Source organism: Spiroplasma endosymbiont of Labia minor, assembly GCF_964019845.1.
Taxonomy (GTDB): Bacteria; Bacillota_I; Bacilli_A; order Mycoplasmatales; family Mycoplasmataceae.
In genome coordinates this window covers 812,717-838,614 of record NZ_OZ026465.1, presented here as the reverse complement: position 1 = coordinate 838,614, position 25,898 = coordinate 812,717, and the positions used below count along the sequence as shown (strand labels likewise).

Annotated in this window: 25 protein-coding genes and 11 tRNA genes; 31 read left to right on the top strand and 5 right to left on the bottom strand. The window is 27.2% G+C overall.

Annotated features, from left to right (window positions below; genetic code table 4):
* Positions 1–11 precede the first annotated feature (11 nt).
* A complete protein-coding gene (locus AACK85_RS04290; protein WP_338969554.1) occupies positions 12–1,793 on the bottom strand; it encodes a ribonuclease J in 1,782 nt (593 codons plus the stop codon).
* A gap of 230 nt (positions 1,794–2,023) precedes the next feature.
* On the bottom strand, positions 2,024–2,623 hold the full coding sequence (gene def, locus AACK85_RS04285; protein ID WP_338969552.1) for a peptide deformylase: 600 nt from the start codon (positions 2,621–2,623) through the stop codon (positions 2,024–2,026).
* A 130-nt stretch (positions 2,624–2,753) separates the two neighbouring features.
* Between def and AACK85_RS04280 the strand changes: the two genes are divergently transcribed.
* From AACK85_RS04280 to AACK85_RS04230, 11 genes are all read left to right on the top strand, one after another.
* Positions 2,754–3,323, top strand: a complete 570-nt coding sequence (locus AACK85_RS04280; protein WP_338969550.1) for an RsmD family RNA methyltransferase — start codon at positions 2,754–2,756, stop codon at positions 3,321–3,323.
* Positions 3,316–4,221, top strand: a complete 906-nt coding sequence (gene gmk, locus AACK85_RS04275; protein WP_338969549.1) for a guanylate kinase — start codon at positions 3,316–3,318, stop codon at positions 4,219–4,221. Before AACK85_RS04280 ends, gmk begins: the two co-directional genes overlap by 8 nt.
* 32 nt (positions 4,222–4,253) lie before the next feature.
* Complete coding sequence (gene rsmB / locus AACK85_RS04270) at positions 4,254–5,522, top strand: 16S rRNA (cytosine(967)-C(5))-methyltransferase RsmB (protein WP_338969547.1); 1,269 nt, start codon at positions 4,254–4,256, stop codon at positions 5,520–5,522.
* 130 nt (positions 5,523–5,652) lie between these two features.
* Positions 5,653–6,813: a hypothetical protein gene (locus AACK85_RS04265; RefSeq protein WP_338969545.1), complete on the top strand. Its 1,161-nt coding sequence runs from the start codon at positions 5,653–5,655 to the stop codon at positions 6,811–6,813.
* 83 nt (positions 6,814–6,896) lie between these two features.
* On the top strand, positions 6,897–7,295 hold the full coding sequence (locus tag AACK85_RS04260; protein WP_338969543.1) for a hypothetical protein: 399 nt from the start codon (positions 6,897–6,899) through the stop codon (positions 7,293–7,295).
* 76 nt (positions 7,296–7,371) lie between these two features.
* A complete protein-coding gene (gene rlmN, locus AACK85_RS04255) occupies positions 7,372–8,433 on the top strand; it encodes a 23S rRNA (adenine(2503)-C(2))-methyltransferase RlmN (protein WP_338969541.1) in 1,062 nt (353 codons plus the stop codon).
* Complete coding sequence (locus tag AACK85_RS04250) at positions 8,423–9,187, top strand: PP2C family protein-serine/threonine phosphatase (RefSeq protein ID WP_338969539.1); 765 nt, start codon at positions 8,423–8,425, stop codon at positions 9,185–9,187. Before rlmN ends, AACK85_RS04250 begins: the two co-directional genes overlap by 11 nt.
* 53 nt (positions 9,188–9,240) lie before the next feature.
* Positions 9,241–10,278 carry a serine/threonine-protein kinase gene (locus tag AACK85_RS04245; RefSeq protein WP_338969538.1) on the top strand — a complete coding sequence of 346 codons (1,038 nt, stop codon included), beginning with the start codon at positions 9,241–9,243 and terminating at the stop codon, positions 10,276–10,278.
* 13 nt (positions 10,279–10,291) lie between these two features.
* Entirely contained in the window at positions 10,292–11,200 is a 909-nt protein-coding gene (gene rsgA / locus AACK85_RS04240) for a ribosome small subunit-dependent GTPase A (protein ID WP_338969536.1), read from the top strand.
* Positions 11,200–11,877: a ribulose-phosphate 3-epimerase gene (locus AACK85_RS04235; protein WP_338969534.1), complete on the top strand. Its 678-nt coding sequence runs from the start codon at positions 11,200–11,202 to the stop codon at positions 11,875–11,877. The genes rsgA and AACK85_RS04235 overlap by 1 nt, the downstream gene beginning before the upstream one ends.
* Complete coding sequence (locus AACK85_RS04230; RefSeq protein ID WP_338969532.1) at positions 11,867–12,484, top strand: thiamine diphosphokinase; 618 nt, start codon at positions 11,867–11,869, stop codon at positions 12,482–12,484. The genes AACK85_RS04235 and AACK85_RS04230 overlap by 11 nt, the downstream gene beginning before the upstream one ends.
* Before the next feature lie 33 nt (positions 12,485–12,517).
* Here the strand turns inward: AACK85_RS04230 and AACK85_RS04225 are convergent.
* Positions 12,518–12,602, bottom strand: a tRNA-Leu gene (locus AACK85_RS04225).
* Positions 12,603–12,736: 134 nt separating this feature from the next.
* On the opposite strand from AACK85_RS04225, the gene AACK85_RS04220 reads away from it, so the two are divergent.
* From AACK85_RS04220 to AACK85_RS05020, 19 genes are all read left to right on the top strand, one after another.
* Positions 12,737–12,813, top strand: a tRNA-Arg gene (locus AACK85_RS04220).
* 37 nt (positions 12,814–12,850) lie between these two features.
* Positions 12,851–12,927: transfer RNA gene (locus AACK85_RS04215), tRNA-Pro, on the top strand.
* Between the two features lie 10 nt (positions 12,928–12,937).
* Positions 12,938–13,013: transfer RNA gene (locus AACK85_RS04210), tRNA-Ala, on the top strand.
* Between the two features lie 15 nt (positions 13,014–13,028).
* Positions 13,029–13,105 (top strand) — tRNA-Met (locus AACK85_RS04205).
* A 19-nt stretch (positions 13,106–13,124) separates the two neighbouring features.
* Positions 13,125–13,202 (top strand) — tRNA-Ile (locus AACK85_RS04200).
* A gap of 66 nt (positions 13,203–13,268) precedes the next feature.
* Positions 13,269–13,361 (top strand) — tRNA-Ser (locus AACK85_RS04195).
* 12 nt (positions 13,362–13,373) lie between these two features.
* Positions 13,374–13,449 (top strand) — tRNA-Met (locus AACK85_RS04190).
* A gap of 1 nt (position 13,450) precedes the next feature.
* A tRNA-Asp gene (locus AACK85_RS04185) sits at positions 13,451–13,527 on the top strand.
* A 3-nt stretch (positions 13,528–13,530) separates the two neighbouring features.
* Positions 13,531–13,606, top strand: a tRNA-Phe gene (locus AACK85_RS04180).
* A 66-nt stretch (positions 13,607–13,672) separates the two neighbouring features.
* Positions 13,673–13,749: transfer RNA gene (locus tag AACK85_RS04175), tRNA-Arg, on the top strand.
* A gap of 258 nt (positions 13,750–14,007) precedes the next feature.
* The gene (locus tag AACK85_RS04170) at positions 14,008–14,607 is read left to right on the top strand and encodes a hypothetical protein (protein ID WP_338969530.1); all 600 of its coding nucleotides are present in this window, start codon (positions 14,008–14,010) and stop codon (positions 14,605–14,607) included.
* 34 nt (positions 14,608–14,641) lie between these two features.
* Positions 14,642–15,367 (top strand): glucosamine-6-phosphate deaminase, encoded by a 726-nt coding sequence (nagB, locus tag AACK85_RS04165; protein WP_338969528.1) that lies wholly within the window; start codon positions 14,642–14,644, stop codon positions 15,365–15,367.
* Positions 15,368–15,375: 8 nt separating this feature from the next.
* The gene (locus AACK85_RS04160) at positions 15,376–16,068 is read left to right on the top strand and encodes a hypothetical protein (protein WP_338969526.1); all 693 of its coding nucleotides are present in this window, start codon (positions 15,376–15,378) and stop codon (positions 16,066–16,068) included.
* 83 nt (positions 16,069–16,151) lie between these two features.
* On the top strand, positions 16,152–16,904 hold the full coding sequence (gene tpiA, locus AACK85_RS04155; protein ID WP_338969524.1) for a triose-phosphate isomerase: 753 nt from the start codon (positions 16,152–16,154) through the stop codon (positions 16,902–16,904).
* Positions 16,894–17,724 (top strand): Cof-type HAD-IIB family hydrolase, encoded by an 831-nt coding sequence (locus tag AACK85_RS04150; protein WP_338969523.1) that lies wholly within the window; start codon positions 16,894–16,896, stop codon positions 17,722–17,724. Before tpiA ends, AACK85_RS04150 begins: the two co-directional genes overlap by 11 nt.
* Before the next feature lie 5 nt (positions 17,725–17,729).
* Positions 17,730–19,313: a 2,3-bisphosphoglycerate-independent phosphoglycerate mutase gene (gene gpmI / locus AACK85_RS04145; protein WP_338969521.1), complete on the top strand. Its 1,584-nt coding sequence runs from the start codon at positions 17,730–17,732 to the stop codon at positions 19,311–19,313.
* 49 nt (positions 19,314–19,362) lie between these two features.
* Entirely contained in the window at positions 19,363–20,034 is a 672-nt protein-coding gene (locus AACK85_RS04140; protein WP_338969519.1) for a hypothetical protein, read from the top strand.
* A gap of 12 nt (positions 20,035–20,046) precedes the next feature.
* Entirely contained in the window at positions 20,047–21,393 is a 1,347-nt protein-coding gene (locus AACK85_RS04135) for a M17 family metallopeptidase (protein ID WP_338969517.1), read from the top strand.
* Between the two features lie 56 nt (positions 21,394–21,449).
* Entirely contained in the window at positions 21,450–21,608 is a 159-nt protein-coding gene (locus AACK85_RS05020; RefSeq protein WP_422397526.1) for a transposase, read from the top strand.
* A 59-nt stretch (positions 21,609–21,667) separates the two neighbouring features.
* On the opposite strand, the gene AACK85_RS04130 is transcribed toward AACK85_RS05020, so the two are convergent.
* On the bottom strand, positions 21,668–23,053 hold the full coding sequence (locus AACK85_RS04130; protein WP_338969515.1) for a M17 family metallopeptidase: 1,386 nt from the start codon (positions 23,051–23,053) through the stop codon (positions 21,668–21,670).
* Between the two features lie 93 nt (positions 23,054–23,146).
* Between AACK85_RS04130 and pepF the strand changes: the two genes are divergently transcribed.
* Positions 23,147–24,931 carry an oligoendopeptidase F gene (pepF, locus tag AACK85_RS04125; protein ID WP_338969513.1) on the top strand — a complete coding sequence of 595 codons (1,785 nt, stop codon included), beginning with the start codon at positions 23,147–23,149 and terminating at the stop codon, positions 24,929–24,931.
* Between the two features lie 36 nt (positions 24,932–24,967).
* On the opposite strand, the gene AACK85_RS04120 is transcribed toward pepF, so the two are convergent.
* Positions 24,968–25,840: a Cof-type HAD-IIB family hydrolase gene (locus AACK85_RS04120; RefSeq protein ID WP_338969511.1), complete on the bottom strand. Its 873-nt coding sequence runs from the start codon at positions 25,838–25,840 to the stop codon at positions 24,968–24,970.
* Positions 25,841–25,898 lie beyond the last annotated feature (58 nt).

The window sequence follows — 25,898 nt, the reverse complement described above, 5'->3', positions numbered from 1 at the left end:
TCTTCTCTTTCTTATTTTTTATTTAAAATTACAGGTATTATAAGAGGGTTTCTTCTTTTATATCTAAAAATAAAAGGTGACAGTGATTGTTTTATTGTTTTCTTTATAGCTCCAAATGTAGGTTTGGGTTGTTTTAGAATTTCTAGAACTGCGTTAGCTACAATATTGATAGCTTCTCCAATTATATTACCATTTTCTCTAACGTAAAATGAACCCCTTGAAATAATTTTTGGTTGAGCAAGTAATTTGTTTGTTTGTGAATCTATTGTGACTATTACTGCAATCAAACCATCTTTTGAAAGAATTTCTCTTTCACGAATAACATTTGGTGCTTGTCCCGTCATGTCTTTTCCATCTATATAGACAGCATCGGCTGCAACACGTATACCTTGTTTTGCTGTACCATTCAAAAGTTCTAATTGGTCTCCATTTGCTAAAACAAAAGTATTTTCTTTTTTCAAATTAACACTTTGCGCTGTTTCGACATGAGTTTTTAGCATTCTAAATTCACCATGCATGGGCATAAAAAATCTGGGTCTCAACAAAGTGAATAATAATTTTTGTTCTTCTTGTGATGCATGTCCTGAGGTATGGATTTTTAATGTAGGTGAATTTTCAATAACTATTGCACCTATTCTTGTTAATTTATTAACAACGTCTTCCACATCTGCTTTATTTCCTGGAATTGGTGATGATGAAAAAATTATAGTATCACCTGGAATTATTTTAATTGATTGATGTTGTTCATTTGCAATTCTTGATAATGCAGCCATAGGTTCTCCTTGAGAACCAGTACATAAAATCATAATTTCATTTGGTTTATATTGATTAATTTCTGCAACTTTTATGAATGCTTTTTCAGAAATTTTTAAATGACCAATTTGTCTAATCATTTTAATTATTCTTTCAAGCGATCTTCCAATCACAACAATTTTACGATTGTATTTATTGGCAGTTTCCACAATATATTGAATACGGTGAACATTTGATGCAAAAGAGGCAATCATAATTCGACCTTTAGTTTTTAAAAATAATGTGTCAATGTTAGCTATTACTTGTTTTTCACCTAATGTATAACCTTCAACTTCAGCGTTTGTTGAATCTGCCATTAAAAGTTCTATTCCACTAGCACCCATTTTTGATAATTTATTTATATCAACATTATGGCCTAAGGGTGTTCAATCAAATTTATAATCTCCTGTTGAAAAAATATTTCCGTTTGGCGTTTCAACTAAAATTCCGAAAGCATCTGGTATTGAGTGGTTAAGTGCACAATATGATATTCGTAAATTTTTCGAAGATCAAACATCGTTATCTTTATATTCTTTTACGATAGTGTTATTTAACAATTTGTGTTCTTTTAATCTATCACGAATTAAAGCTGCTGCAAGTTCTGGAGCATAAATAATTGGTACATTTAATTGTTTAACAAGATAGGGTATTCCACCAATATGATCTTCATGACCATGAGTAATAAATAGGGATTTTAATTTATGATTGTTTTCTTTTAAATAAGAAAAATCTGGAATGACTGCAGAAACACCAAGCATAGTTGGATCTGGAAATTTTACACCAGCATCTATCATAATAAGTTCATCTTCATGTTCTATGCAGTATGTATTTTTTCCAATTTCCTCAAGACCACCTAAAGCAAAAACTTTAGTTGGTGATTTTGATGAATATTTTTTAAACATTGAAGTTTCAAAAACATATTTTTCTGAGATATCTAAATTTCTATAGTCTCTTATATTTTCATCTGTTGATTTTATTTCATTAGTATTTTGTAAATTCATTTTAAATCTCCTTGTAATTTATTAATATTTTTAATGTTTTGAAAGTAATTTTTTACATATTAATATAAGTGGAATAGCTTTAATAAATTATTAATATAGACTTATTGTAAAATAATTGAAACATTAAAACTTTATTATAAATTTACATTTATTTTATCAATAAAAATCAAAAAATAAACATTTTTTGATTTTTTATATTATTTATATCAGTTATTAATTTTTTATATTATTTAAATGTATATCCAGTCGTGATTTATTTCTTCTGGCGCTTTTTTATTTATTCAATCATAATATAATTTTCCATTTATATGATCTAGTTCATGTTGAAAAACAATTGAATGGTAACCACTGAATGTTTTTTTAATATTTTTTTTAGTAAGTCAATCAAATCCTTCAAATTCTATTTTGTAGCTTCTAGGTACAAAACCAACGTAGTCTTTATCAACAGATAAACATCCTTCGCCACTTTCAATCGTAATTATTTGAACAGATTTAGAAATTATTCTTCCGTTAATAATGGCGTATTCTTCACTTGAATCTTCTTCTTCAAATCTAATAAAAAACATATTAATATTTGCACCAATTTGTGGTGCTGCTAAACCAACTGCTGGTCTTAAATAATCTCCATTGTCTTTTTCATTAATCGATGGATCTTGAGAGTATCTCACAAAATCTATCAATTTTTTCATTATAAGTTCATTTTCAACAGATAAAGGTAATTTGATATCTTTTGATTTTGCTCTAATAATTTTTGCATCTGTATCTTTTATTAATCATTTATTTGTTGGGGTCTCTTTTTGCAACAAATCTTTTGCTAAATCTAATTTCATCTTTTGCTATAAACCCTTCTAAATTCTATAAAATAATATCATAATTTTTGTTAATAGTTGATAAGACTAATTTCATTTTTTTGTGTGCATTTTTAAGTTATTTTGTATAATAGAAATAAAAGGAAAAAACATGAACGTTATCTCAGGAAAATTTAAGGGCAGAAAATTAATTGCTTTAGAAGGAAGAAATACTCGACCAACGATTCAATATATCAAAGAAGATATGTTTAATATATTAGATAATTGATTTTTTTTTGAAAATAAGAAATCATTAGATCTATTTGGCGGTTCTGGTGCTTTGTCATTAGAAGGAGTATCAAGAGGCATTTTACATGCATATATAAATGATTTATCCAAAGATGCAGTTAAAATTATTGAACAAAATTTCCATGATATTTCAAAATCATGTTATAGTCTATTTAATTTAGATTATAAAATTGTATTAACTTGCTTACTTGAACAAAATATCACAATTGATTTAATATATTTTGACCCACCATTTGCAAATATAGAATTTTATTATGATTTTTTTGAATTTATAAAAACCAGTAAATTACTTAATAATTTTGGGGTGATAATTTGCGAATCGCCAATATTATTAAATGAAGATGAGATTTCACAGTTTGTATTGCTAAAATATAAAAATTATAAAAATAAACATTTATATATACTAAGGAGAGAGGATGAAAATAATGATTAATACAAAAAAAAGAGGCAAAATTATTATTCTATCTGGTCCATCTGGAGTTGGTAAAGGTTCTGTTAATAAATTTTTATTTGAAGATAAATTATTAAAATTAAATTATTCTGTGTCAATGACAACACGTAGTAAACGACCGGGAGAAATAAATGGTGTAAATTATTTTTTTGTTTCAAGAGAAGAATTTTATAAAGCCATTGAAAATAATGATTTAATAGAATATGCAGAATTTATTGGTAATTTTTATGGAACACCAAGAAAATATGTTTATGATAAAATTGAAAATGGTGAGAATGTTGTTTTAGAAATAGAAGTTATTGGTGCGACACAAGTATTAAAAAAGGAAAATCCAAATGATATAATTTCTTTATTTTTAATGCCACCAAGTTTATCAATTTTGCAAGAGCGTTTATTTTCTAGAGGAACAGAGGAAGTCGATGTTGTAAAACAAAGGCTTGAAAAAGCTCTTTTAGAAATACCATTAAAATATAAGTATGATTATGTTATTGAAAACGATAATTTAGAAAATACCATTGCTAAAATTAAAGATGTTTTGCAAAAAGAAAACATTACAAATTACAATACATTAGAATCTGTGTTTAATAAATTGCGCAAAATTATTACGACTATAGTTGAAGTAAAGTATATGTTTTTTGTGGAAAATTGGCGTTTCAATTTAGATTTATTAGGTGAAAATAAAGAACCATCAGAGAGAACGATGGAAGAAACTTTGGCTTTAAATGACGATGAATTTAAAATAAAACTAATAAATACTTTAACAGATGCTGCTTATCACGAAATTTTAGCGCATGGCAAATTAGACAATTTATTAAATAAAGAAATTATTGAGCAATTATGTGAAAGATTAATGCTAGAGATTAATTTTTTCACAATTTAAAATCATTAATGTTCACCTAAGGGAGTATAGTTATGTCATTACGATTAGAAGCTTATAAAATTTTAAAAGGTGTCGTACTTGAAAAGAAATATTCAAATCATTTATTGAATAACATGCATAAAGAAAATAATTTTTCTGGGTTGGATCAAAAAAATATTACAAGAATTGTTTTGGGTACATTGCAAAACGCAAAATATTTGGATTATGTTACAACTAAAATGATTTCAAAAAAAGCAACCCCCAAAAAAATTCAAATTTTAATATGAATGAGTTTATATCAAATGAAATTTATGGAAAGAGTTCCAAATTATGCGATTATCTCAGAAGCAGTAGAAGTTGCAAAAAAAGAATTTAGTAAATTTGCGGGTCTAATTAATGCTGTTTTAAAAAACGCAATTGCAAATGAAAAAGAACGTTTTAATATAACAGTAAAAGGTAATGAGCGATTATTGATTAAAACAAGTTTTGAAACTTCTTTATTTGAACAGATAAAAAATGATTTTTCAAGCGAAGTTGCCATCAAAGTTGCTGAGGATTCACTAAATATTCCACCAATTTCTTTGCGAACTAACACATTGAAAATTTCACGTGAACAACTTCTTGAACAATTTACCGAAGATTTTGATTTGGTTTCATCAAATATTTCAAAGAGTGGAGTTATTTCTGCAAGACCTATTATTACATCTGAGATGTTTAAACGTGGTTTTGTTAATGTACAAGATCAAGCCTCTATACTTGTTGGCGAAGTTTTAGATCCAAAACCAAATGAAGTAGTTTTAGATATGTGTTCGGCTCCGGGAGGTAAATTAACGCATCTTTCAGCATTGATGAATAATACAGGTTTCATAGATGCTTATGAACTTGCAGGATATAAAATAAAATATATAGAAGAAAATATTGCAAGATTAGATTGTAAAAATATCAAGTTATTTAATGTGGACGCAACAAAAATTAATGCTGTTGAAAAATACGATAAGATTTTGCTTGATGCACCTTGTTCTGGTTTTGGTGTTCTAAAAAGAAAACCAGAAATAAAATTGGTAGGTTTGAATCGAACTAAAATAAATTCTCTAATAAATATCCAAAAAAATTTATTAAATAAAGCCTATAATGCTTTAAAAATTGATGGAATATTAGTGTATTCCACTTGCACAATTAGTAAAGCAGAAAATCAAAATCAAATAGATAATTTTAGATTAGATCATCCAGATATGGTGTTGTTAGAAGAGCATCAATTTTTTGGATATGAAAATAATACAGATGGTTTCTATATAGCCAAATTAGCAAAGTTAGATAATTAGTAGAAAATACCCAAAAAAATTAATTAATTTTTTTGGGTATTTTCTGATTTCCGTTACGATTAAATTTAAAAATTGTCCCAAAAAGCATTTAATTAATAAAAAAATTACATATTTGTTTGGAGGTATAAAAATGAGAAAATCTTTATTAATTTTATGATCATCAATTTTATCTTTATCATTAATATTGTTGACAAAAACAGAATTACAAATTGGTGATGATAGAACTACTGAAAATATTAGTCTGTATGACATTAATTCTGGTGGTTTTTCACAGGAAAAATTTTCTGATGATATTCATTTAGAAAAAAGTGCAGATGCCGGTAGATGTACATGAGCATGAGAAAAATCAGATGACACACAAATAGATGAAAAAACTATAACTGTTGATGTTACTAAATTAATTACAAATTATGATTCTGCAAGGTTAGATCAAATAACAATAGACTCAAGCATGGAATTGAAGGCTACAGATCCAGCAGCAGCAACATCGGATAGAATTTTACAAGTAACAATGAGAATAGGAGAAAAAGAAGCTCAACAAGATTACGGTCGTGAATCAAAAAATGGAGATTTTGTAGAACAATGAGCATATGTTTCGATTAATCTTGAAGATAATAAAATTGTAAGTTTAACTGTAAAATTAGTAGAACACGCGCATAACGGTGAAAATGGAAATTTTAATAGTGCAGGGAAAGGAATGGCAACATTAGATTTTAGAAATTTACAAATACATATCCCTAAATTGATTTTTGATTTAACAAGTTTGAATACATTGAAATTAACTAAAACGATAGTTGTTGATAAATCTACTATAATAGATTTTTCACAATTAAAAAACGAAATAATAAATTTGATTGTAGAAAATTTACCGAATTATTTATCTAATAATGATGATTATACTATAACTGGGTTAACAGATTATGTATTAGAAAAATTAATAAATTGTTCAAATCAAATCCAAAATAGTGTTTTTTTACAAATAAATTCATTGCCAAATTCTGGTGCAATAGGAAATTGTCAAATTGAATTTAAATTATTTAGAAAAATCAATTTAGCCCAATTAGAAATTCCAGATTTGTTTTTAGAAGATACAACCATTGAAAAAATTCATAGCGATATAATTGAGTATGCAAGTCTTCAGTTAAAAAAATTTAATCTTTATATAGATGATGTAAAATTAGACTTAAATGCAACAAAAGAAAGAATACTAATTCTAAATTGAAATATTTTAGAATCCGAAACTGTTAAACACAAATTGTTGAAGTTTTATCAGAAAATAATAGCATTGTAAATTGTACGCATTTTAAAATAATTAATATAATAAAAAATACAAATAATGTAAATCAAAATGTTAATTTGGATGATTATAATACAATGTATTATGAAACAATTGTAAATGATAAAGAAAATTTCAAATCATTAGTTGGAAATGCTATAAACACTTTAAATTGCGAAGCTCAACTAATTTTAAATCGAAATATAGTAATTAACAATGAAAATGAAATTACAAATGAGGAATCAAATTTTATTAACGTAAAATTAGATTCCATAAAATTAAATATTATAGGCAAAGATAATGTAACAGGCAATTTAGAAGTTAATATTAAAAATTCTCAATATAAAAATATTGAAAAACAAAAAACAAAATCATTTTACAAACAAATTTGATTCTATTTTCTATTATGTTCTTTAATAATTGCATTATGAACGATTTCGTTAATCGTCTTAAAAATAATTAAAAAAAGAAAAATTAGAAAAATATTTAATAAATAATTATATTTGTCATTCATTGCTGTATATATAAATATTCATTATAAATTAATGATATAATTTAAAATGGAGCGAAGTTATGACAAATATTTTTAATTACACATTAGCAGAATTAGAAAAAACTCTGATAGAATCAGGTTATAAAAAATTTAATGCAACTCAAATATTTGAATGAATATATGATAAATATGAATTAAATTTTGACAAAATGTCAAATTTATCAAATGATTTAAGAAAATATTTGCAAAAAAATTTCACAAATGAAACTTTTGAAGAATTAGTAAATCAAACATCAAGTGATGGAACAATAAAAATTTTATTTAAATTATCAGATAATAAGACTATTGAAACTGTTTTAATGCCGCAACAATATGGTAATACCATTTGTATAACCACTCAAGTTGGCTGCAATATGGCTTGCACATTTTGCGCATCTGGTTTGATAAAAAAACAACGTAATTTAGATGTATCTGAAATTGTACGACAAGTTTGAATTATGAATAACATGCTAAAAAATACCAACGAAACTAATAGTGATTTAACTAGAATTAGTAATGTTGTTGTAATGGGCATAGGTGAGCCTTTTGACAATTATGATAATGTTATGAAAGCATTAGATATTTTGAATAATGCAAAAGCATTAGCTATAGGATCACGACATATAACTGTTTCAACTTGTGGGGTCATTCCAAAAATAATGGAATTTTCAGAAAGAAAAATGCAAATAAATTTAGCAATCTCATTGCATGCACCAAACAATGAAATAAGATCAGAGATAATGCCAATAAATAAAGCATTTCCGTTAGAAAAATTAATGCAAGCTGTTGATTATTATTTGGCTAAAACCAATCGCCGCGTTACTTTTGAATACATTTTGATAGATAAAGTTAATGATTCAAATGAAAATGCAAGAGAACTTGCAGAACTAATAAAAGGCAAAAATGGATATGTAAATCTTATTCCTTATAATGAAATTAATGAGAATACGTATAAACGTTCAAAAAATATAGATAATTTTTTTAGAATATTAAAAAAATCAGGAATTAATGCAGTAGTTCGCCATGAATATGGTTTAGATATTGATGCAGCATGTGGACAATTAAGAGTAAAACGTGAAGGAGTATTAAATAATGCATTTTAAATACGCCAAATTAACAGATATCGGAAACTTTAGAAAAGCAAATCAAGATTATTTAACTTTTTCAACGAACAAATTTGGACAATCTTTTGGTATTGTGTGTGACGGTATGGGCGGGCATGCTCATGGGGAAATAGCTTCAAAAATAGCTGTAGATTCTTTTGTAAAAATGTTCGATTCATATGATTTTAATAATTTGAATAATTCGGAAATTAATAAATGATTGAGAAAGTCAGTTAATGAAATTTTAGAAAAAATGATAGACTATGCCTCTATTCACAAAGAAACATTAGATATGGGTACAACACTTACGGCAATTCTATTTGCAAATAAAAAAGCTTATGTTGTAAATATAGGAGATTCTAGAACTTACAAACTTGTTAATAATAATCTATTTCAAATTTCACAAGATCAAAATTTATGAAATTCCACGCCAGAAGAAGATAGAGATGAAATTAAAACCAATAATAATATTTTTGGTAAAACATCAGATGTGACTTTTTGAAAAGTATTAACTAGCGCTTTGGGGCCATCAAAAACTTTAAGAATAGATACTTATTTTTTAGAAGATCCATATGGTGTTTTTATATTAACTTCTGATGGTGTGCATGATTATTTTGATGAAGAAATAGTTGTGGCGACGTTGCAGAATCAAAAATTAAAATTAAAAGATAAGGCACAATTGATTATTTCTGATGCAAAAGACAATATGTCAACAGATAATTTATCAATTTTAATAATAGAAGTGAGTGTATAAACTCGCTTTTTCTTTTTTTTTGATATCATAATATTAGAAAAAGAGTGATTCAAATGGCAGAAGATGATAAATATGCTTTAAATAGCGGAGATATTATTCATAAACGTTATGAAATAATTAAACGTTATGGTCAAGGCGGTATGGCAACAGTTTATAAAGCATATGATATAATGACTCAACGAAATGTTGCTTTAAAAGTTATTAATCCAGATGTGATTTTAAAAGAGACCGGACCAAAAAGATATGAAATTGAGAGAGAATCTTTGGCGCGCCTTGCGGATCATCCAAATGTTGTGCCACTTTATGATGTTTTTCAGGATCAAGGATTTTTCTTTATTGCAATGGGTTTGTTAGAGGGCGGAACATTAAAAAATAAATTTAATGATTTTGGTATTATGACAATTGAAGAATTACAATATTATTTTGGAGAAATAGCTAACGGTCTATCTGCAGCACATAAATTAGGAATAATACATAGAGATATAAAGCCAGATAACATCTTAATCTCTTCGTCTGGTGATGTAAAAATTTCAGATTTCGGAATTTCAATTATGATAGACAACAAATCTGGTGAAGAACAAAAACCAGTTGGTACACCAAAATACATGTCTCCAGAGCAAATATTAGGATTTGAAGTAAATAATCAAACCGATATTTATGCTTTGGGTGTAATGTTATATGAATTTTCTACAGGTGTAGCACCATTTTTACATATGATGCCTAAAGTTTTAGCTACTATGCATATAAATAAACCAGTAATTCCACCAAGAGAATTAAATCCGAATATTCCTCAGGCATTAGAAAATATAATTATGAAATCAGTTGCAAAAAATTTAGATGAAAGATATAAAACTATTGATGAATTTGCAAAAGATTTAAAAAATGTTACTAAAAGTGTAAATGATAAACCATTAGTTTTTAGACAAACATTTGATTATTTTAATGAAAAAAAAGGAAGAATTATTAAAAGGCCAGCAACAAGTCACTTTAATTCATTGCGTAGATATTTAAAACCATCGTATACTTTTTTATATACATTTTTGTTTACAATAATGTTAATTGCATTAATAATTTTATTAATAATTTTGTAAAGGTGTGTTGAATGTGATTTTAAACGGTTTAGTAACACGAGTGATTTCTGAATTTTGTTCAGTTAGAGTAAATAAAAATAAAATTTATGAATGTAAGGCAAAAGGTATTTTTAGATATAATAATTACAAAATAACTGTAGGAGATTATGTAGAATTCGAAATAACAGATGATAACTTTAAAATGGGTAGTATTACAAAAATATTTGATAGAAAAAATGAGTTATATCGACCCAGAATAGTAAATATAGACAGAGTTGTTATAGTTACAGCAGTTGCAAATCCGACTTTTGCATCTTATCTTTTAAATAAATATATAGCATTTGTAAAAATATTAGGTACGGAGCCTATTTTAGCTTTTACAAAAGTAGATTTACTACCAACTAATTCTCCAATTAGAAAACAATTAGAGTGATATAAAGATCTAAATTATGAAATTTATTATATAAATAATAAATTGAAAAGAGCAAATCTGGAATGAATGAAATTTAAAAGCATGTTAGAAGAAAACAAGATTACTGTTTTTACAGGACAAACGGGAGCTGGAAAATCAACTACTTTAAACCATTTAATGCCAAAATTGCAATTGCAAACTCAAGAAATATCTAAAGCATTAAATAGAGGTAAACACACCACAACAAAAAACGAATTATATGAATATAAAAATGGTTTTATTGCAGATACACCTGGATTTTCATCTTTTGAACTAAATGATGTGACAAGCTTCCAACTTTCAAGGGCTTATAATTTTTTTAACGAACGTTATATATATTGTAAATTTAAAAATTGCTTACATATTAATGTAAACATTGACGATTGTGCAATTATTAATGCTGTTAAAAAAGGTGAATTTCCTGAATTTATTTATAATGATTATGTGAAAATTCAAGAGGAAATTAAAAAAAATGAAAGGGAAAAATATTAATGTCAAAAATTCAAATTTATCCAAGTATAATTTCGGCCAATTTTCTAAATTTAAAAGCAAACTTAGAAAATGCGATAAATAATGGAATCAAAACTATTCACTATGATGTTATGGACAATAATTTTGTTCCAAATATAACGATGGGACCAAAAATCTTAGAAAATATACATAATCAATTTCCGAAATTAAATATAGATATTCATTTTATGATTTCACTTAAGAAAAAAAGTATAGTTTCTTTTTTACAATCATATTTAAATACTGGTGTTATTCAAATAGCTTTTCATTTTGAAGCTTTAAAAACTAAACAAATTTATCATTTTATAGAGTTTTGCAAAATTAATAATATCAAATCCTTTTTAGCTGTAAATCCAAATACAGATTGAAAAAAAATAAAAAAATTTTTAAATAAATTAGATGGAATTTTATTTATGACGGTTTTCCCCGGTTTTGGTGGTCAAAAATTTATCGTTGATGTTGTAGATAAAATTAATAGTTTTAATAATTTTAAATTAAAAAATAAATTGAATACAGAAATAGAAGTAGATGGAGGAATTAATTCTGATACATTTAAAAATTTGAATAATGAAATTATAAATTATGCTGTTGTAGGATCATATTTATTTGGTGAAAAAGATTTCTCCACCAAATTTAAGAGGTTAATTGATGCAAAATAACAAAGCTTTAATAGTTGCTGCAGAAAATAATTTAAATTTATCTTATTATAAAAATTTTTATAAAATTGGCGTTGAAAGAGGATGTTTAGACTTAATTAATAAAAATATGATTTTAGATTTAGCAGTTTCGGATTTTGACAATGTTTCTAAGACAGAAAAAAATATAATTGAACAAAAAGCGAAAAAATTTATTCAACTTGATACTGAAAAAGATTTTTTAGATGGAGAAATTGCAATTCAAAATGCTATTAAAAATAATTGCAATGAAATTATTATGATTGTAAAACCTACTACTCGCTATGATATGAATTTATCTGTATTTGATTTTATTTTTCGTTATGATGTTAAAATTATTTCTGAAAATTCCATTTCTTTTAAATTAGAAAAAGGTGAAAACATTTTAAGTTTTAGTAAGTTTCAAGAATTTAGATATATATCTTTTTTTTCAAAAAATAATACAACTGTAACGATAAAAGGTTTAAAATTTGAAATAAATTCATTTTTATTGGAACCATTTAGTACAAGATTAATTTCAAATACTTTTTTCGAAAATAAAGATGGCTGTATATTTGCGGATAACTTTTTAATTTGTGTAATTTCAAAATAAAAAACTCCAATTAATTGGAGTTCTATAATAATTTGGTGCCCTCTATCGGAATCGAACCGATACGGGTTACCCCGCCAGATTTTGAGTCTGGTGCGTCTACCTATTCCGCCAAAAGGGCAAGCACATATTTATTATATGTGAAAAATATTATTTGTATAGTTTTTTTAAAAAAAAGTTAAAAAAACTATACAAATAAATAATATTTGTTATAATCTATTTGGTCTTCCCAAGGATGAGAAGATAAAATGTGATGCGCCCGTAGATCAATTGGATAGATCGTTTGACTACGGATCAAAAGGTTAGGGGTTCGAGTCCCTTCGGGCGCGCCATTTAAAAAATTCAGCTCCCAATTCGGGGGTTTTGTTTCGGGAAGTGGCTCAGTTTGGTAGAGCATTCGGTTTGGGACCGAAGGGTCGCAGGTTCGAATCCTGTCTTCCCGACCATTTACTTTTTGGGCCTGTAGCTCAGCTGGGAGAGCACCTGCCTTGCACGCAGGGGGTCGTCGGTTCGATCCCGATTAGGTCCACCATTTTTATTTATTTACGGCGGGATAGCTCAGTTGGTTAGAGCGTTCGGTTCATACCCGAGAGGTCAAGAGTTCAAGTCTCTTTCCCGCTACCATTTAATTTATATTTCAATTGGACCTTTAGCTCAGTCTGGTTAGAGCATCCGGCTCATAACCGGACGGTCATTGGTTCAAATCCAATAAGGTCCACCATTTTAAATTTTTATAGGTGTAAGATTTAGATCGGATTTATTGGTAGAGTATAGAATGTGTTTATACGGAAGATTACCCAAGTCTGGCTGAAGGGGTCGGTCTTGAAAACCGAGAGTCGGGGAAACCCGAGCGGGGGTTCGAATCCCTCATCTTCCGCCATTTTTTTATTATCGCGGGATGGAGCAGTTGGTAGCTCGTCGGGCTCATAACCCGAAGGTCGTAGGTTCAAGTCCTACTCCCGCAACCATGGCCTCATAGCGAAGTTGGTTATCGCGCCTCCCTGTCACGGAGGAGATCACGAGTTCAAGTCTCGTTGAGGTCGCCATTTGGTTTCGTAGCTCAGTCGGTAGAGCAGTTGATTGAAGCTCAACGTGTCGGCGGTTCAATTCCGTCCGAAACCACCACTATAATTCAAAAAGCGTTTTTAAAGTACGCTTTTTTATATTTATAGTAATTAAAATACTATTTTTGCGTTTATAGCTTAATTGGATAAAGCATTTGATTCCGATTCAAAAGATTTAGGGTTCAAGTCCCTATAAGCGCGCCAATTTATTGATAAATTTATAGATATTTATTGATAATTTTTATTTTCAATTCAATGATTTTTTGTAACAAAATTTATTAAATAAATTAATTTATTAAATTTAAATATAAAATAATTTGTAGGTGAATGAATATGTTTTTTAAAAGTTATCTAAATGTGAATTTCTATATTAAAAGATCCAATTTTTTAATATACTTTGATGAACAAAATGTATTAAAAAAATCTAAACATTATATAAGAAAAATCGTAAGATTAGAGTCTGTGAATTTAAAAAATTTTTATATATTTAAAACTTGAATTTTGTGAAGATGAGTGGTAAATAATTTTTCACTTTCGGATATATTTATTAATAATTTTAAAAAAATTGTTAATAAATTAGACTATAAATTAACAGCAAATGAACAAAAATTTATTTTTGATATTGAAGAATTAGTTTTTGCTATATGGCGTCCATTAAAAGAGTTGCCCGTTAAATTTGATTTAGTAAAAAATGAGCAAATTAATTTTATGCAAAGCAAAGTTAATTGACATATATTAATTGCAAAAAATGATAAAGAAAACCCAGAGTTTTTTGGTTTATTAAATATGTATTATTCAAAAAAAAATATTTATTTGACAGACGATAAACAAATAATTAAACACATAATACCAATTCATAAAATTTCAAATTTTGAATCAAAAAGTTATGGTACTACATTATTTTGGGATAACCAAAAGTATTTAGTTAGAGGACATAACAAAATGTTGACGTATATTATTTTAAATAGAATAATTAACAATAATACTAATATATTAAATAAATATCCAAATATTATAGGAAATTTTGAACTATTTTATAAATTCTTAAAAAAATTTAATTAATTAAATCGCTATAATAAAAAAAGGAGACAAGAAAATGAAAATAATTAAAGTTAAAACAATTGAAGAATTAGGTGTAACTGTAGGTAATTTGTTTATTGCAAAAATAAAATCAAAACCAAATGCAGTATTGGGATTGGCAACCGGTTCTTCGCCACTATCGACATATAAATATATTGTCAATGACTATAAAACAAATAATACAGACTGATCAAAAGTAGTAACTTTTAACTTAGATGAATATAAGGGATTGGATGGGACACATAAAAAATCGTATAAATATTTCATGAATAATGAGTTATTTGACTATATAAATATAGATAAAAACAATACACATATCCCTGATGGAAAAAATACCGACAACCCAGCAAAATATGATGAAAAAATTGCATCATATGGGGGTATAGATCTTCAATTATTAGGAATCGGTATAAATGGACATGTCGGTTTTAATGAGCCTGGTACATCATTTGAATCTTTAACAAGCATTGTTGATTTAACGCAATCTACAATAGATGCAAATGCAAGATTTTTTGCATCAAAAGGCGAAGTGCCAAAACAGGCTATTTCAATGGGTTTAAAATCAATTATGAATGCAAAAGAAATAATTTTGATTGCAAGTGGAGAAAATAAACAAGATGCAATTTTTCATTTAGTTGAAGGAAAAGTATCTGATCAATGACCTTGCTCAATTCTTCAAAATCATCCAAATGTTACTGTAGTAATTGACGAAGCAGCTTCTAAAAAATTAACAACTGTATAATTTAAAATATGATAAATAATTATGATAATACAAGAATTGCAAAGCAAATATTAATAGAATCTTTTAATGAACAAATTTATTATTTAATAGATATTATAAATAAGGTTGGTTATTCAAAAATTTTAGATACATTTGTGTCAGATTGTGCTGTAGTTGACATAGCAGAACTGAATAAGGCAATTAATAAAGTTGTAAATGAAATAAAAAATTTAGAATTGCTTACCAGAACTAATAATACTTTTGATGTTTATAAATATTTAAAGGAATCTATTAATTCATTTGATGCTTTTACAGATTTAATCGGCATGTTTAAAAATGATAATTTTTTTGAATTAATTAGAGTTGATAATTCAAGGCCAGAAGAATATATAGCCCATTTAATTTCTAAGAAATTTTTTGAAATTAAGTCTTCAATGCCAGAAGAAATTTTAGAAGAATTAGGTCCCGAGTTAAGAATAATGTTTAGAAATTCACAATCAAATAATATATGGGTGGTATTATCTACAGCTGTTCAATTTAGAGAGTTGAATGATACAATTTTATCTAGAGTGGATAAAAGAAGATTTATTGATTACCCAAATTTATTTTTATTAATTTCATATTCTGCTTATTATATTAATGTTATTGCGAATTTTTGTTTAAAATTTGCACAAGAAATAGATGTAGATTTAATAAATATTGCAAATGAATATTTCAATTAAAATATAACTCATGTAAATGAGTTATATTTTAATTTACATGAGTTTTAAAGTGATATAATTTTATTTATATGAGAGGTAAATTTATGCGTAAAAAAATTATTATTGGTAACTGAAAAATGTTCAAAACCAATACAGAAGCTTTAAAGTTTATTAAAGAAGTGGATGAAAAAATTATAAAAAATGAAAATATAATTGCTGGAGTTGCTATTCCGTTTACAGCTCTTTCAGATGCAAATAAAATTGCAAAAAATTTAATAATTGCGGCTGAAAATGTGCATTTTGAAAAAGAGGGTGCATTTACTGGCGAAATATCAATACCAATGTTAAAAGATTTGAATATTAAATATGTTGTAGTGGGCCATTCAGAAAGACGCCAAATGTTTAATGACACAGATGAAATTGTTAATAGAAAAGTTAAATCTTTATTGGAATCTAATATGATACCTGTTTTATGTTGTGGTGAATCATTAGATATTTTTGAGGCTCAAAAAACAACTGAATTTGTTTCAAGACAAATTGAAAAAGCATTAAACGGAGTTTCTGCACAGGATGTAAAAAATATTGTTATTGCCTATGAGCCAATTTGAGCAATTGGAACTGGGAAAGTTGCAACACCAGAAATAGCTGAAAACGTAATTCATGAAATACGTAAAAAATTAATTTCATTGTATGGAGATTCTGTTGCACAAGAAATTTTAATTCAATATGGTGGTTCAGTAAAACCAGATAATATAAAAGAAATATTATCACAATCAAATATTGATGGAGCATTAATCGGTGGAGCAAGTTTAAAAGCAGAATCTTATTTAGACTTAGTGAATTATAGTGCAAAATAATATAAAAATGCTAGTTCTTGATATGGATGGAACTACATACCATAGAATGGGAACTATTATAGAAGAAAATATTCAACCAATTTTAAAGGTAATGGACAAAGGTATACAAGTTGTTTTTGTAACAGGTCGACCAATTTTTGCTTCTCACAACCAGTTAATTCAACATGGTTTTACAAAAAATCATTCAATTATAGTAGGTTATAATGGTGGATTAATGTACGATCTAAAATCAGAAACAGAAATATTAAAACAATCAATAGATACAGCTACAGTTAATAGAATTTTTATAGAAACTGCAAAACCAGAAAATAGCCAATGTAGCATATGAGCGTACTCTGAAAATTTAAATGAAGTATATACATTGAGATTTGGAGAAAAAACTCGTATAAAAGCGGAAGCAACATTTTTTGAGGGCAAGATAATTTATTGGGAGAATTTGACTAGAGGAATTAACAGCGAATGCTTAAAATTATTAGTTTTTAATCCTACAAATTCTATTTTGGAATTGATGAATTCGTTGAAATTAGAAGTTCACAGCGGAACTTTTAGTGAGAATTATGAAGTTAATGCAGAAGGTGTCAATAAGGGTATGGCTGTTCAATGGCTGTCTCAACATTTTAATATAAATCTAAAAGACATTATGGCCATGGGAGATGGCGGGAATGATTATCCAATGATGAAAATTGTAGGCTTGCCAGTTGCTATGAAAAATTCAAGTGATGCAATCAAACAAATTTCTAAAAAATATATAGATTTAAATGCTGAAGATGGTGCTGTAAAAGCAGCGATACAGCAATTTATTTTAGAAGAGGAAATTTAATAAATATGAAAGCAAAAAGACCAATTTTATTAACAATATTAGATGGATGAGGTGTAGCCAAAGATTCTAGTGGAAATGCTATTACACAAGCGAATATGACATTTGTTGAATCTTTGAAAAAAGAATATCCATGAGTTGAAGCACATGCTTCTGGAGAATGAGTTGGTTTGCCGGAAGGACAAATGGGTAATTCAGAAGTTGGACATATTCATTTGGGCGCTGGGCGAATTAAATATGAATCACTATCTTTAATAAACAAAGCTATTAAAGATAAAATTTTTGAAAATAATGAAGAATTAAATTCAGCAATGGATTTTGCAATCAACAATAACAGCGCTTTGCACATTATGGGTTTATTTTCTGATGGTGGAGTCCATTCTCACATGAACCATATGTTTGAGGTTTTAAAATTAGCAAAGAAAAAAAATTTAAGTGAAGTCTATTTACATTTGTTTGGAGATGGTCGTGATACAAAACCAATGATTATTCAAGAATACATTGATTTATTGCAAAAACTAATAGATCAATTAAATTTAGGAAAAATCGCATCTATAATAGGTAGATTTTTTGCAATGGATAGAGATAAAAGATTTGAAAGAACAGCAGCAGCATACAAAATTTTGACTCGTCATGACGGTGCACATTTTGATAATGTAAATAACTATATCAAATCAGAATATGAATCGCATCATGATGATGAGAGTTTAACGCCGGCATTTAATACCGAAACACCAAACGGTTTTGTAAAAAAAGGAGATGCTGTAATTTTTACAAATTTTAGGCCAGATAGAGCTATCCAAATGGCATCTATTTTTACAAATAAAAACTATATGGGATGACAAGATGACAGTTTTAAATCTGAAAAATTTCTAGGCGACCAAATTTATTTTGTATCAATGATGAAATATGCAGATTCTGTTAAATCAAATCATATTGCTTTTAAATCAATAGAAGTTAAAAATGGTTTAGGTGAATGATTGTCTAAAAAACAATATCGTCAATTACGTATTGCTGAAACTGAAAAAATTGCACATGTAACATTTTTCTTTGATGGTGGTAAAGATTATTTTAAAAATGGTTTAGCAACACAATATGAAATAACTTTAGCTGGTGCATCAGCTGATTTAATTTCATCACCAAAAGTAGCAACATATGATTTAAAACCAGAAATGTCAGCTGTAGAAATTACAGATAAATTAATTTCAGAAATTAAAAAAAATGAATTTGATGTAATAATTTTGAATTACGCTAATTGTGATATGGTTGGGCATACAGGAAAATTAGATTCAGCAATAAGAGCGGTTAAAATTCTGGATGAACAGTTAAAAAGAGTTTATGATGAAATGCAGAAAGTAAACGGAATAATGATTATTACTGCAGACCATGGTAATGCAGAAATTATGATTGATACTGATGGGGGACCAAATAAAAAACATACATCTCAGCCAGTTCCTATTATTATTACAGATAAAAACATTAAACTGCGTGAAAAAGATGCTGCTATTGCAGATGTCGCTCCAACAATTTTGGATTTATTGAATGAAGAAATTCCAACAGAAATGACTCAACAATCATTAATTCTAAAATAATTTGTTATTGAACGCAGCAATTTGCTGCGTTTTTAATTAAATATGGTATATGAAAGAATTAATTAAGTTTATAAAGAAAACTGCTGTTTTAACAAATGCGGAGATTAAACAATTAGAAAATGATTATAATGAGATAAAATTTTTACATGAAAAAATTCATTCAAAAACTGATGAATTTTTGAATTTAAGAAGAAATGATCTTGACTTATTTTTTAAGAATTTAATTGCAACATGTGATTTTTTTACAAATTTTATTTTTGATAAGAAAAAATTAGAATTTTCCGGAGTATATATGATTTGTGCGTATGCAAATAATGAATTTATATTAGGATACATTGGAGAATCAAAAAATATTTATAAAAGATGAATTTATCATAGTAAAAAAATCAATACAAAGAATTCTTCATCGCAGAGAGTACACAAACAATTAAATAAATTATTGAGAGAGAATAAAATTACAACAAATGATATTTATTTTATAAAAATTGCTGAAATTAATAATTTGAGAGAACGAATTTTCCACGAAACAGAATTAATTTTGAAAACTAAGTCAATAAAATTGATGGCCAACAATAAAAATATTTTGCGTTTAAAACTTTGCCCAATTTGTGATGGCGTTTTAAACGCAAAGATTGATGTTATATTTAAAAATAATAGACTATATAATATTTATATTATTAAATGTAAAAATAAACAATGCATGTATGAACATATATTTTAAAAGGAGAATAAAATGATTACTTTAAATAAAAAAGACAACGAAATAACACTAAATGCCATTAACAAGAAAAATATAACTAATAATTTAATTATAAAAACAGAAGGAGAATTGACTTTAATATCCGAAGAAAAAATTATATATTTAGTTATTGAAAAAGAAAAATCTAGAGAAAAATTAATAGAATTATTTAGAAAAGCTTTTTCAACAATAAAATATTCAGTTAATATAAATTTTGAATCATTTATCGAATTTTGTGATGAACCAGAAGACATTTTATTTGGTAATATGGTAGAAACAGTTGCGTATATAAATCATAAAGGTTTATCATTTAAGAAAAAGGAAGAAAATAGTGAAATAAATATTAACTTTATTGTGAATAATTTTGATTTTGAAAAAATATTTCAATTAGCCTTAATAAAAAGTAAATGAGTAAATTTTGCAAGAGACCTTCAAGATACACCACCAAATATAGGAACAGCAACTTATTTTGCAAATAAATTTTCTGAGATTGCAAATAAATTTTCTAATATAAAATTATCAATTTTGACAAAAGAACAAATCAAAGATAAAAAAATGGGATTATTATTAGGGGTTAATGCAGCATCTTATGAAGAACCAAGAATTGTTGTGATTGAATATAATAAAAATACTTCAAAAACAAAAACAGGTTTAGTTGGTAAAGGAATTACATTTGATTCAGGTGGATATTCTTTGAAACCATCAAATTATATGGAAGGAATGAAATTTGATATGACAGGAGCAGCAGTTGTATTGTCAACTGTTTTAGCGCTTGCAGAAGCAAATGCAGATGCTAATGTTGTTGGTGTTGGTGTTTTCACAGATAATAGAATTGGTGGACATGGTACATTGGTTGAGTCTGTGTTAACTTCTTATAACGGTCAAACAGTTGAAATTTCAAATACTGATGCCGAAGGTAGACTAGTGCTTGCAGATGGAATTACTTATGCATTAAGAGATTGTTTTGCAAATAGAATAGTGACAGTAGCAACTTTAACGGGTTCAATAGTAATTGCATTAGGCAAATGAGCAACAGGGGCATTTACAAAACAAGAAGATTTTTGATTAGAAATGAAAAATGCATCAGCATCAGCAAATGAATCAATTTGAAGAATGCCGCTGCAAGATTATCATTTGGAAGTTATGCAAAAAGGATCGAATATTGCAGATTTAACCAATGCAGAAAAAGGCAAAGAAGCAGGTTCTTCGACTGCTGCAGCATTTTTGGATTCTTTTGCAGAAAACAAACCATTTATTCATTTAGATATAGCTGGTACTGGTGATTTTGAAAATAGAGGTACTGGAGTGTTATTAAAAACTTTATTTGAAATGTTAAATTAATAATTTTTTTAATTTATTTTTTTAGTATTATATTTGTGTAGAAGGAAGATGGTTTTTTGCATCGTACAAAATACAACAAACTACTAAAAGAAAAACTTGTACATTCGATAGTTGAAGATGGATCAACATATAGAGAAGCTTCAGAAAAGTATAAAGTTCCTATTCCAACCATATTTTCATGGGTAAAAGAATATAAGGATTCAATGGAATATTAAAATAAAATCAAAAAAATACAATTATAAAGAACAAAAATCTTTATAATTGTATTTTTTTATTAAAATTCTCCTTGATTTTTAAGCAATTCAATCAGTGTTTTTATCATAACACCATAGCCTTCATTTGAACTATGTGCGGTTCCGGCTACATCTAAATGAATAAAAGGTATTTTTTCTGCAAATTCTGCTAAAAAGGCCGCAGCATTTGATGAACCTCCATTTGCTGTTTCTGACATATTTGAAATATCGGCTATTTTTGAACAATGCATATTGGAATGATTTACTCTATGAATTGGCATTCTTCAAATTTCTTCGTGTGAATGCTTTGTTGCTTCATAAAATTCTTCATAAAATTCATCATCTGTTGCAAAAACTCCTGTGTAATTTGTTCCTAAAGCAATTTTTATAGCACCTGTCAATGTTGCAACATCTAAAATTCTTTTTGCATTTAATTGTTTTATAGCATAAGTAATTCCATCTGCAAGCACTAGTCTGCCTTCTGCATCTGTGTTATTTATTTCGACTGTTTTTCCAGAGTAAGAAGTAACTACAGAATCATTTAATATTCCATGTCCACCAATTCGATTTTCTGTTAAAACAGCTATTGCTGCAACATTAACTCTTGCAGTCATTTTTGCTAATCCCATTACTGCGGCTGATACTATTGCTGCACCTGACATATCATATTTCATGCCTTTCATGAATGCAGTTGTTTTTAAAGAATATCCGCCTGAATCAAATGTAATTCCTTTACCAACAAACACATTTTTTGGTGCACTAGGATTTCTATTATATTCAACAATGACTACTTTGGGTTCTTCATGAGAAGCTGCATTTACTGCAAGTAATAACCCCATTCCAAGTTCTTCTATTTCTTTTTTATTTAAAATAGTAACTTTGATTTCAGTTGATATTTCCTTTGCTTTTTTACTGATTTTTTCGGCAATGTATTTTGGTGTTGCTATATTTGGTGGTGTGTCTTGAAGATCTCTAGCTCAATTTGTATATTCCATTTTAATTTTTTCTGTATTTAATCTTCTCTCGTAACGACCATCACCTATAAGATTTGTATGAAACTTAATTTTATTTGATATTGAATTATCTGTTTTTAATGAGTATGTTTCATGTTGTGTATACATAATAGATTCGATAATTGCATCAAAAACTATTTCTTTATCCTCTTCTGAAGCTACAAGATTCAAAAAACTATCTAAATCTAAATTTCAATTTCATCTTTGTTTTTTCGTTGCATCTTGAATATTTGCATAAATTGTATAGTATATATCCTTTTCAATTTGTCCTTGAAAAGTTAAGAAAGCAGTTTTGGTTTCTGATTGCATTGAAATATCACCATGTTTTGGTGAAATGAATTGTGAGTCAATATCATCTGCTTTAATTGCCTTTAGTGTGATATCAAATTCTGGTTTATTATTGTATGTAATCATATTAATAATTTCCTCCTACAAAATACATTATATCACTTAGTTTTTTTCAAAATAAGATATAAACAATATAAAATATTATTAGGAGAGTAAAAAATGAAACGTAGTGAAGCCCAAGAAAAATATAAATGAGATTTCAGTCATTTATACAAAAATTCAGATGAATGAAAAGCAGATTTAATAAAAGTTGAAAAAATGTGTGAAGAATATAAAACTTTTAAAAATAAGCTAGATGATTTTGAAATATTTAAAAAATATTTGGATTTAGAAAATGAGACAGATAAATTATTTGCAAAATTAGCGCAATATTTACATTTAGCTGATATTGATCAAACAAATAACGAATTTAAAGAACTTGAAATAGTATTTGTCAACGCTTATCAAAAAATAAATCAATATACATCATTCATTGCCCCACAACTTAAAAGTATTGGTGAGCAAAAAATTATGCAATGATTAAATAGTGATCAAAAATATTATAAATATATATATGGAATGAAAGATTTTTTTGAACATGCAAAACATATTCTTTCAGATCATGATGAAGAATTATTATCAAAAGTTTCTAGATCAAGAAGTTCAATTGACGGAATGTATGATAGTTTAGCATATGCAGATAGACAAGAAGAATTAATTAATTATGATGGTGTAGAGCAACCACTAACTACCACATTATTTATGAAAATTATGGAAGATTCTGATCCAATAAAAGATCAAATGTTGCGAAGAGAAGTCTCTCAAATTTATTCTAAAAATTTTTCAACAAAGAAACATACTTTTGCAAAAATTTATGATTCAATTTTGCAATCAACTAAAGAATCATTAAATTTGAGAAATTGAAACAATTCATTAGAGGCTGCATTAGCAAGTGATAAAGTTAGCTCAGAAATTTACAAAAATTTATTATTAGTTGGTAAAAAATTTATTGATCCTTTTAAAAAATATAATTTGTTAATTAAAGAAAAATTTGGATTTGATAAATTTTATGTAACAGATAGACAATTAAAATTAACAAAAGAATATAATAAAAAATTTACAGTTGAACAAGCGCAAGACATAATAAAAAAATCACTTTTATTGTTAGGCGATGAATACTTGCAAAAATTAGCAATTGCTTGATCAGATAATCGCATAGATTATTTTGAAGATACAAATAAAAGAGATGGCGCTTATTCATCTGGAGGAAGCGGTGTTGATCCGGTAATTTTGATGAATTGAGATGACAAATTAAATTCTGTAAACACATTAGCACATGAATCTGGGCATTCTGTTCATACTTTGTTGGCAAATGAAAATCAACCGTATCCGTTATCTGAATATCCAATAATATTGGCAGAAGTAGCTTCGACAATAAATGAACATTTGTTATTTGATTATTTATATTCAGAAACAACTGACAAAAATGAAAAAATTTATTTATTGCAACAAAGAATATTTGACTTATCTTCTACTTTTTATCGTCAAATACAATTTGCAGATTTTGAATATAGAGCACATATGCAAGTAGAGCAAGATGTACCACAAACTGCAGATAGTTTAGCTGCTTTATTTAAAGATGTGGAATTGGATTACGGCTATGATATATTTGAAAAAACAGATAAATTATCTTATGGATGACCTAGAATTTCTCATTTCTTTCATTCACCATTTTATGTTTATAAATATGCAATAGATTGTGTTGCCTCATTTAAATTATTTAATGATATAAAAAATGGAAATAAAGATAATTTACTAAATTTTCTAAAAGCAGGTGGACACAAACCCCCATTAGAAATATTGAAAGATGCTGGTGTAGATTTTTCAAAGGACGAAACTTATTTGCCGCTAATTAATGCAATTGATCAATACATTAATCAATTGAAAGAATTAATAATAGAATAAAAAACTTTCACAAGAATTCTTGTGAAAGTTTTTTATTTATACATTTTCTCCATTCAAAAGTTTTGTTAGATAATCACCAACTCCACCTTCATCATTTGTTAAAAAAGTTATTCCTGTAGCTATATTTTTTAAATCTGGATTCCCATTTTTCATTGCGATTCCATATCCTACTGCTTTTAACATTTGAAAATCATTCATTTGATCTCCAAAAGCAATAACATCTCGCATATCACAATTATAATATTGTGCCAGTATTTCAGCAGAATAAGCTTTAGTTGCTAATTTATTAGTAAGCGAAATCATTGGTAAATCTCCACTTTGTTTTAACTGTCCATAAACTCTGCCTGTTTGAATTTTTATTGTGTTGTGATATTCTTCAAGCGATCTTAACACATGATCTAATGCATTTTGTGACTTCAATTTTAGAACAATATTTGTTGAGGGTCCGTCTCATTTATTAACTTCATCAACAAAATATTCATCTCCTTCAACATCATCCAAATGAAAAAATGTTTCTAATGATTGGTCATTCTGCGATGCGATAGCTTTTGTTACATATTCTAATAAAATAGTTTCTGTGTTTTCTTTAATTATTTTATTATTAATTATTTCTTTAGTTATTTCTTCTGAAATGGGAAGAATTATACGTTTAAATTTTCTTTTTTTTGGATCGTGGATATGAGCACCATCAAAATTAGTTAAAAGAGTATCTAATTCTAATTCGCTATAAAATCTTTTTGAAGCTCTGTGAGGTCTACCTGTTATTATACAAACATTATGGCCGTCTTTTTGCGCTTTTATTAAGGCATCCCTTGTAATTGGGTGAATTTTTGTTCCAGATTCATCTAGTACTGTGCCGTCTAAATCAACTAATATTAAACGTTTTTTTACTTTTCTATCTAATTTCATTTTTACCAACTCCTTGTGCTTTGACCTAATCATTGTATCCTTATTTTTATTGGGGTGT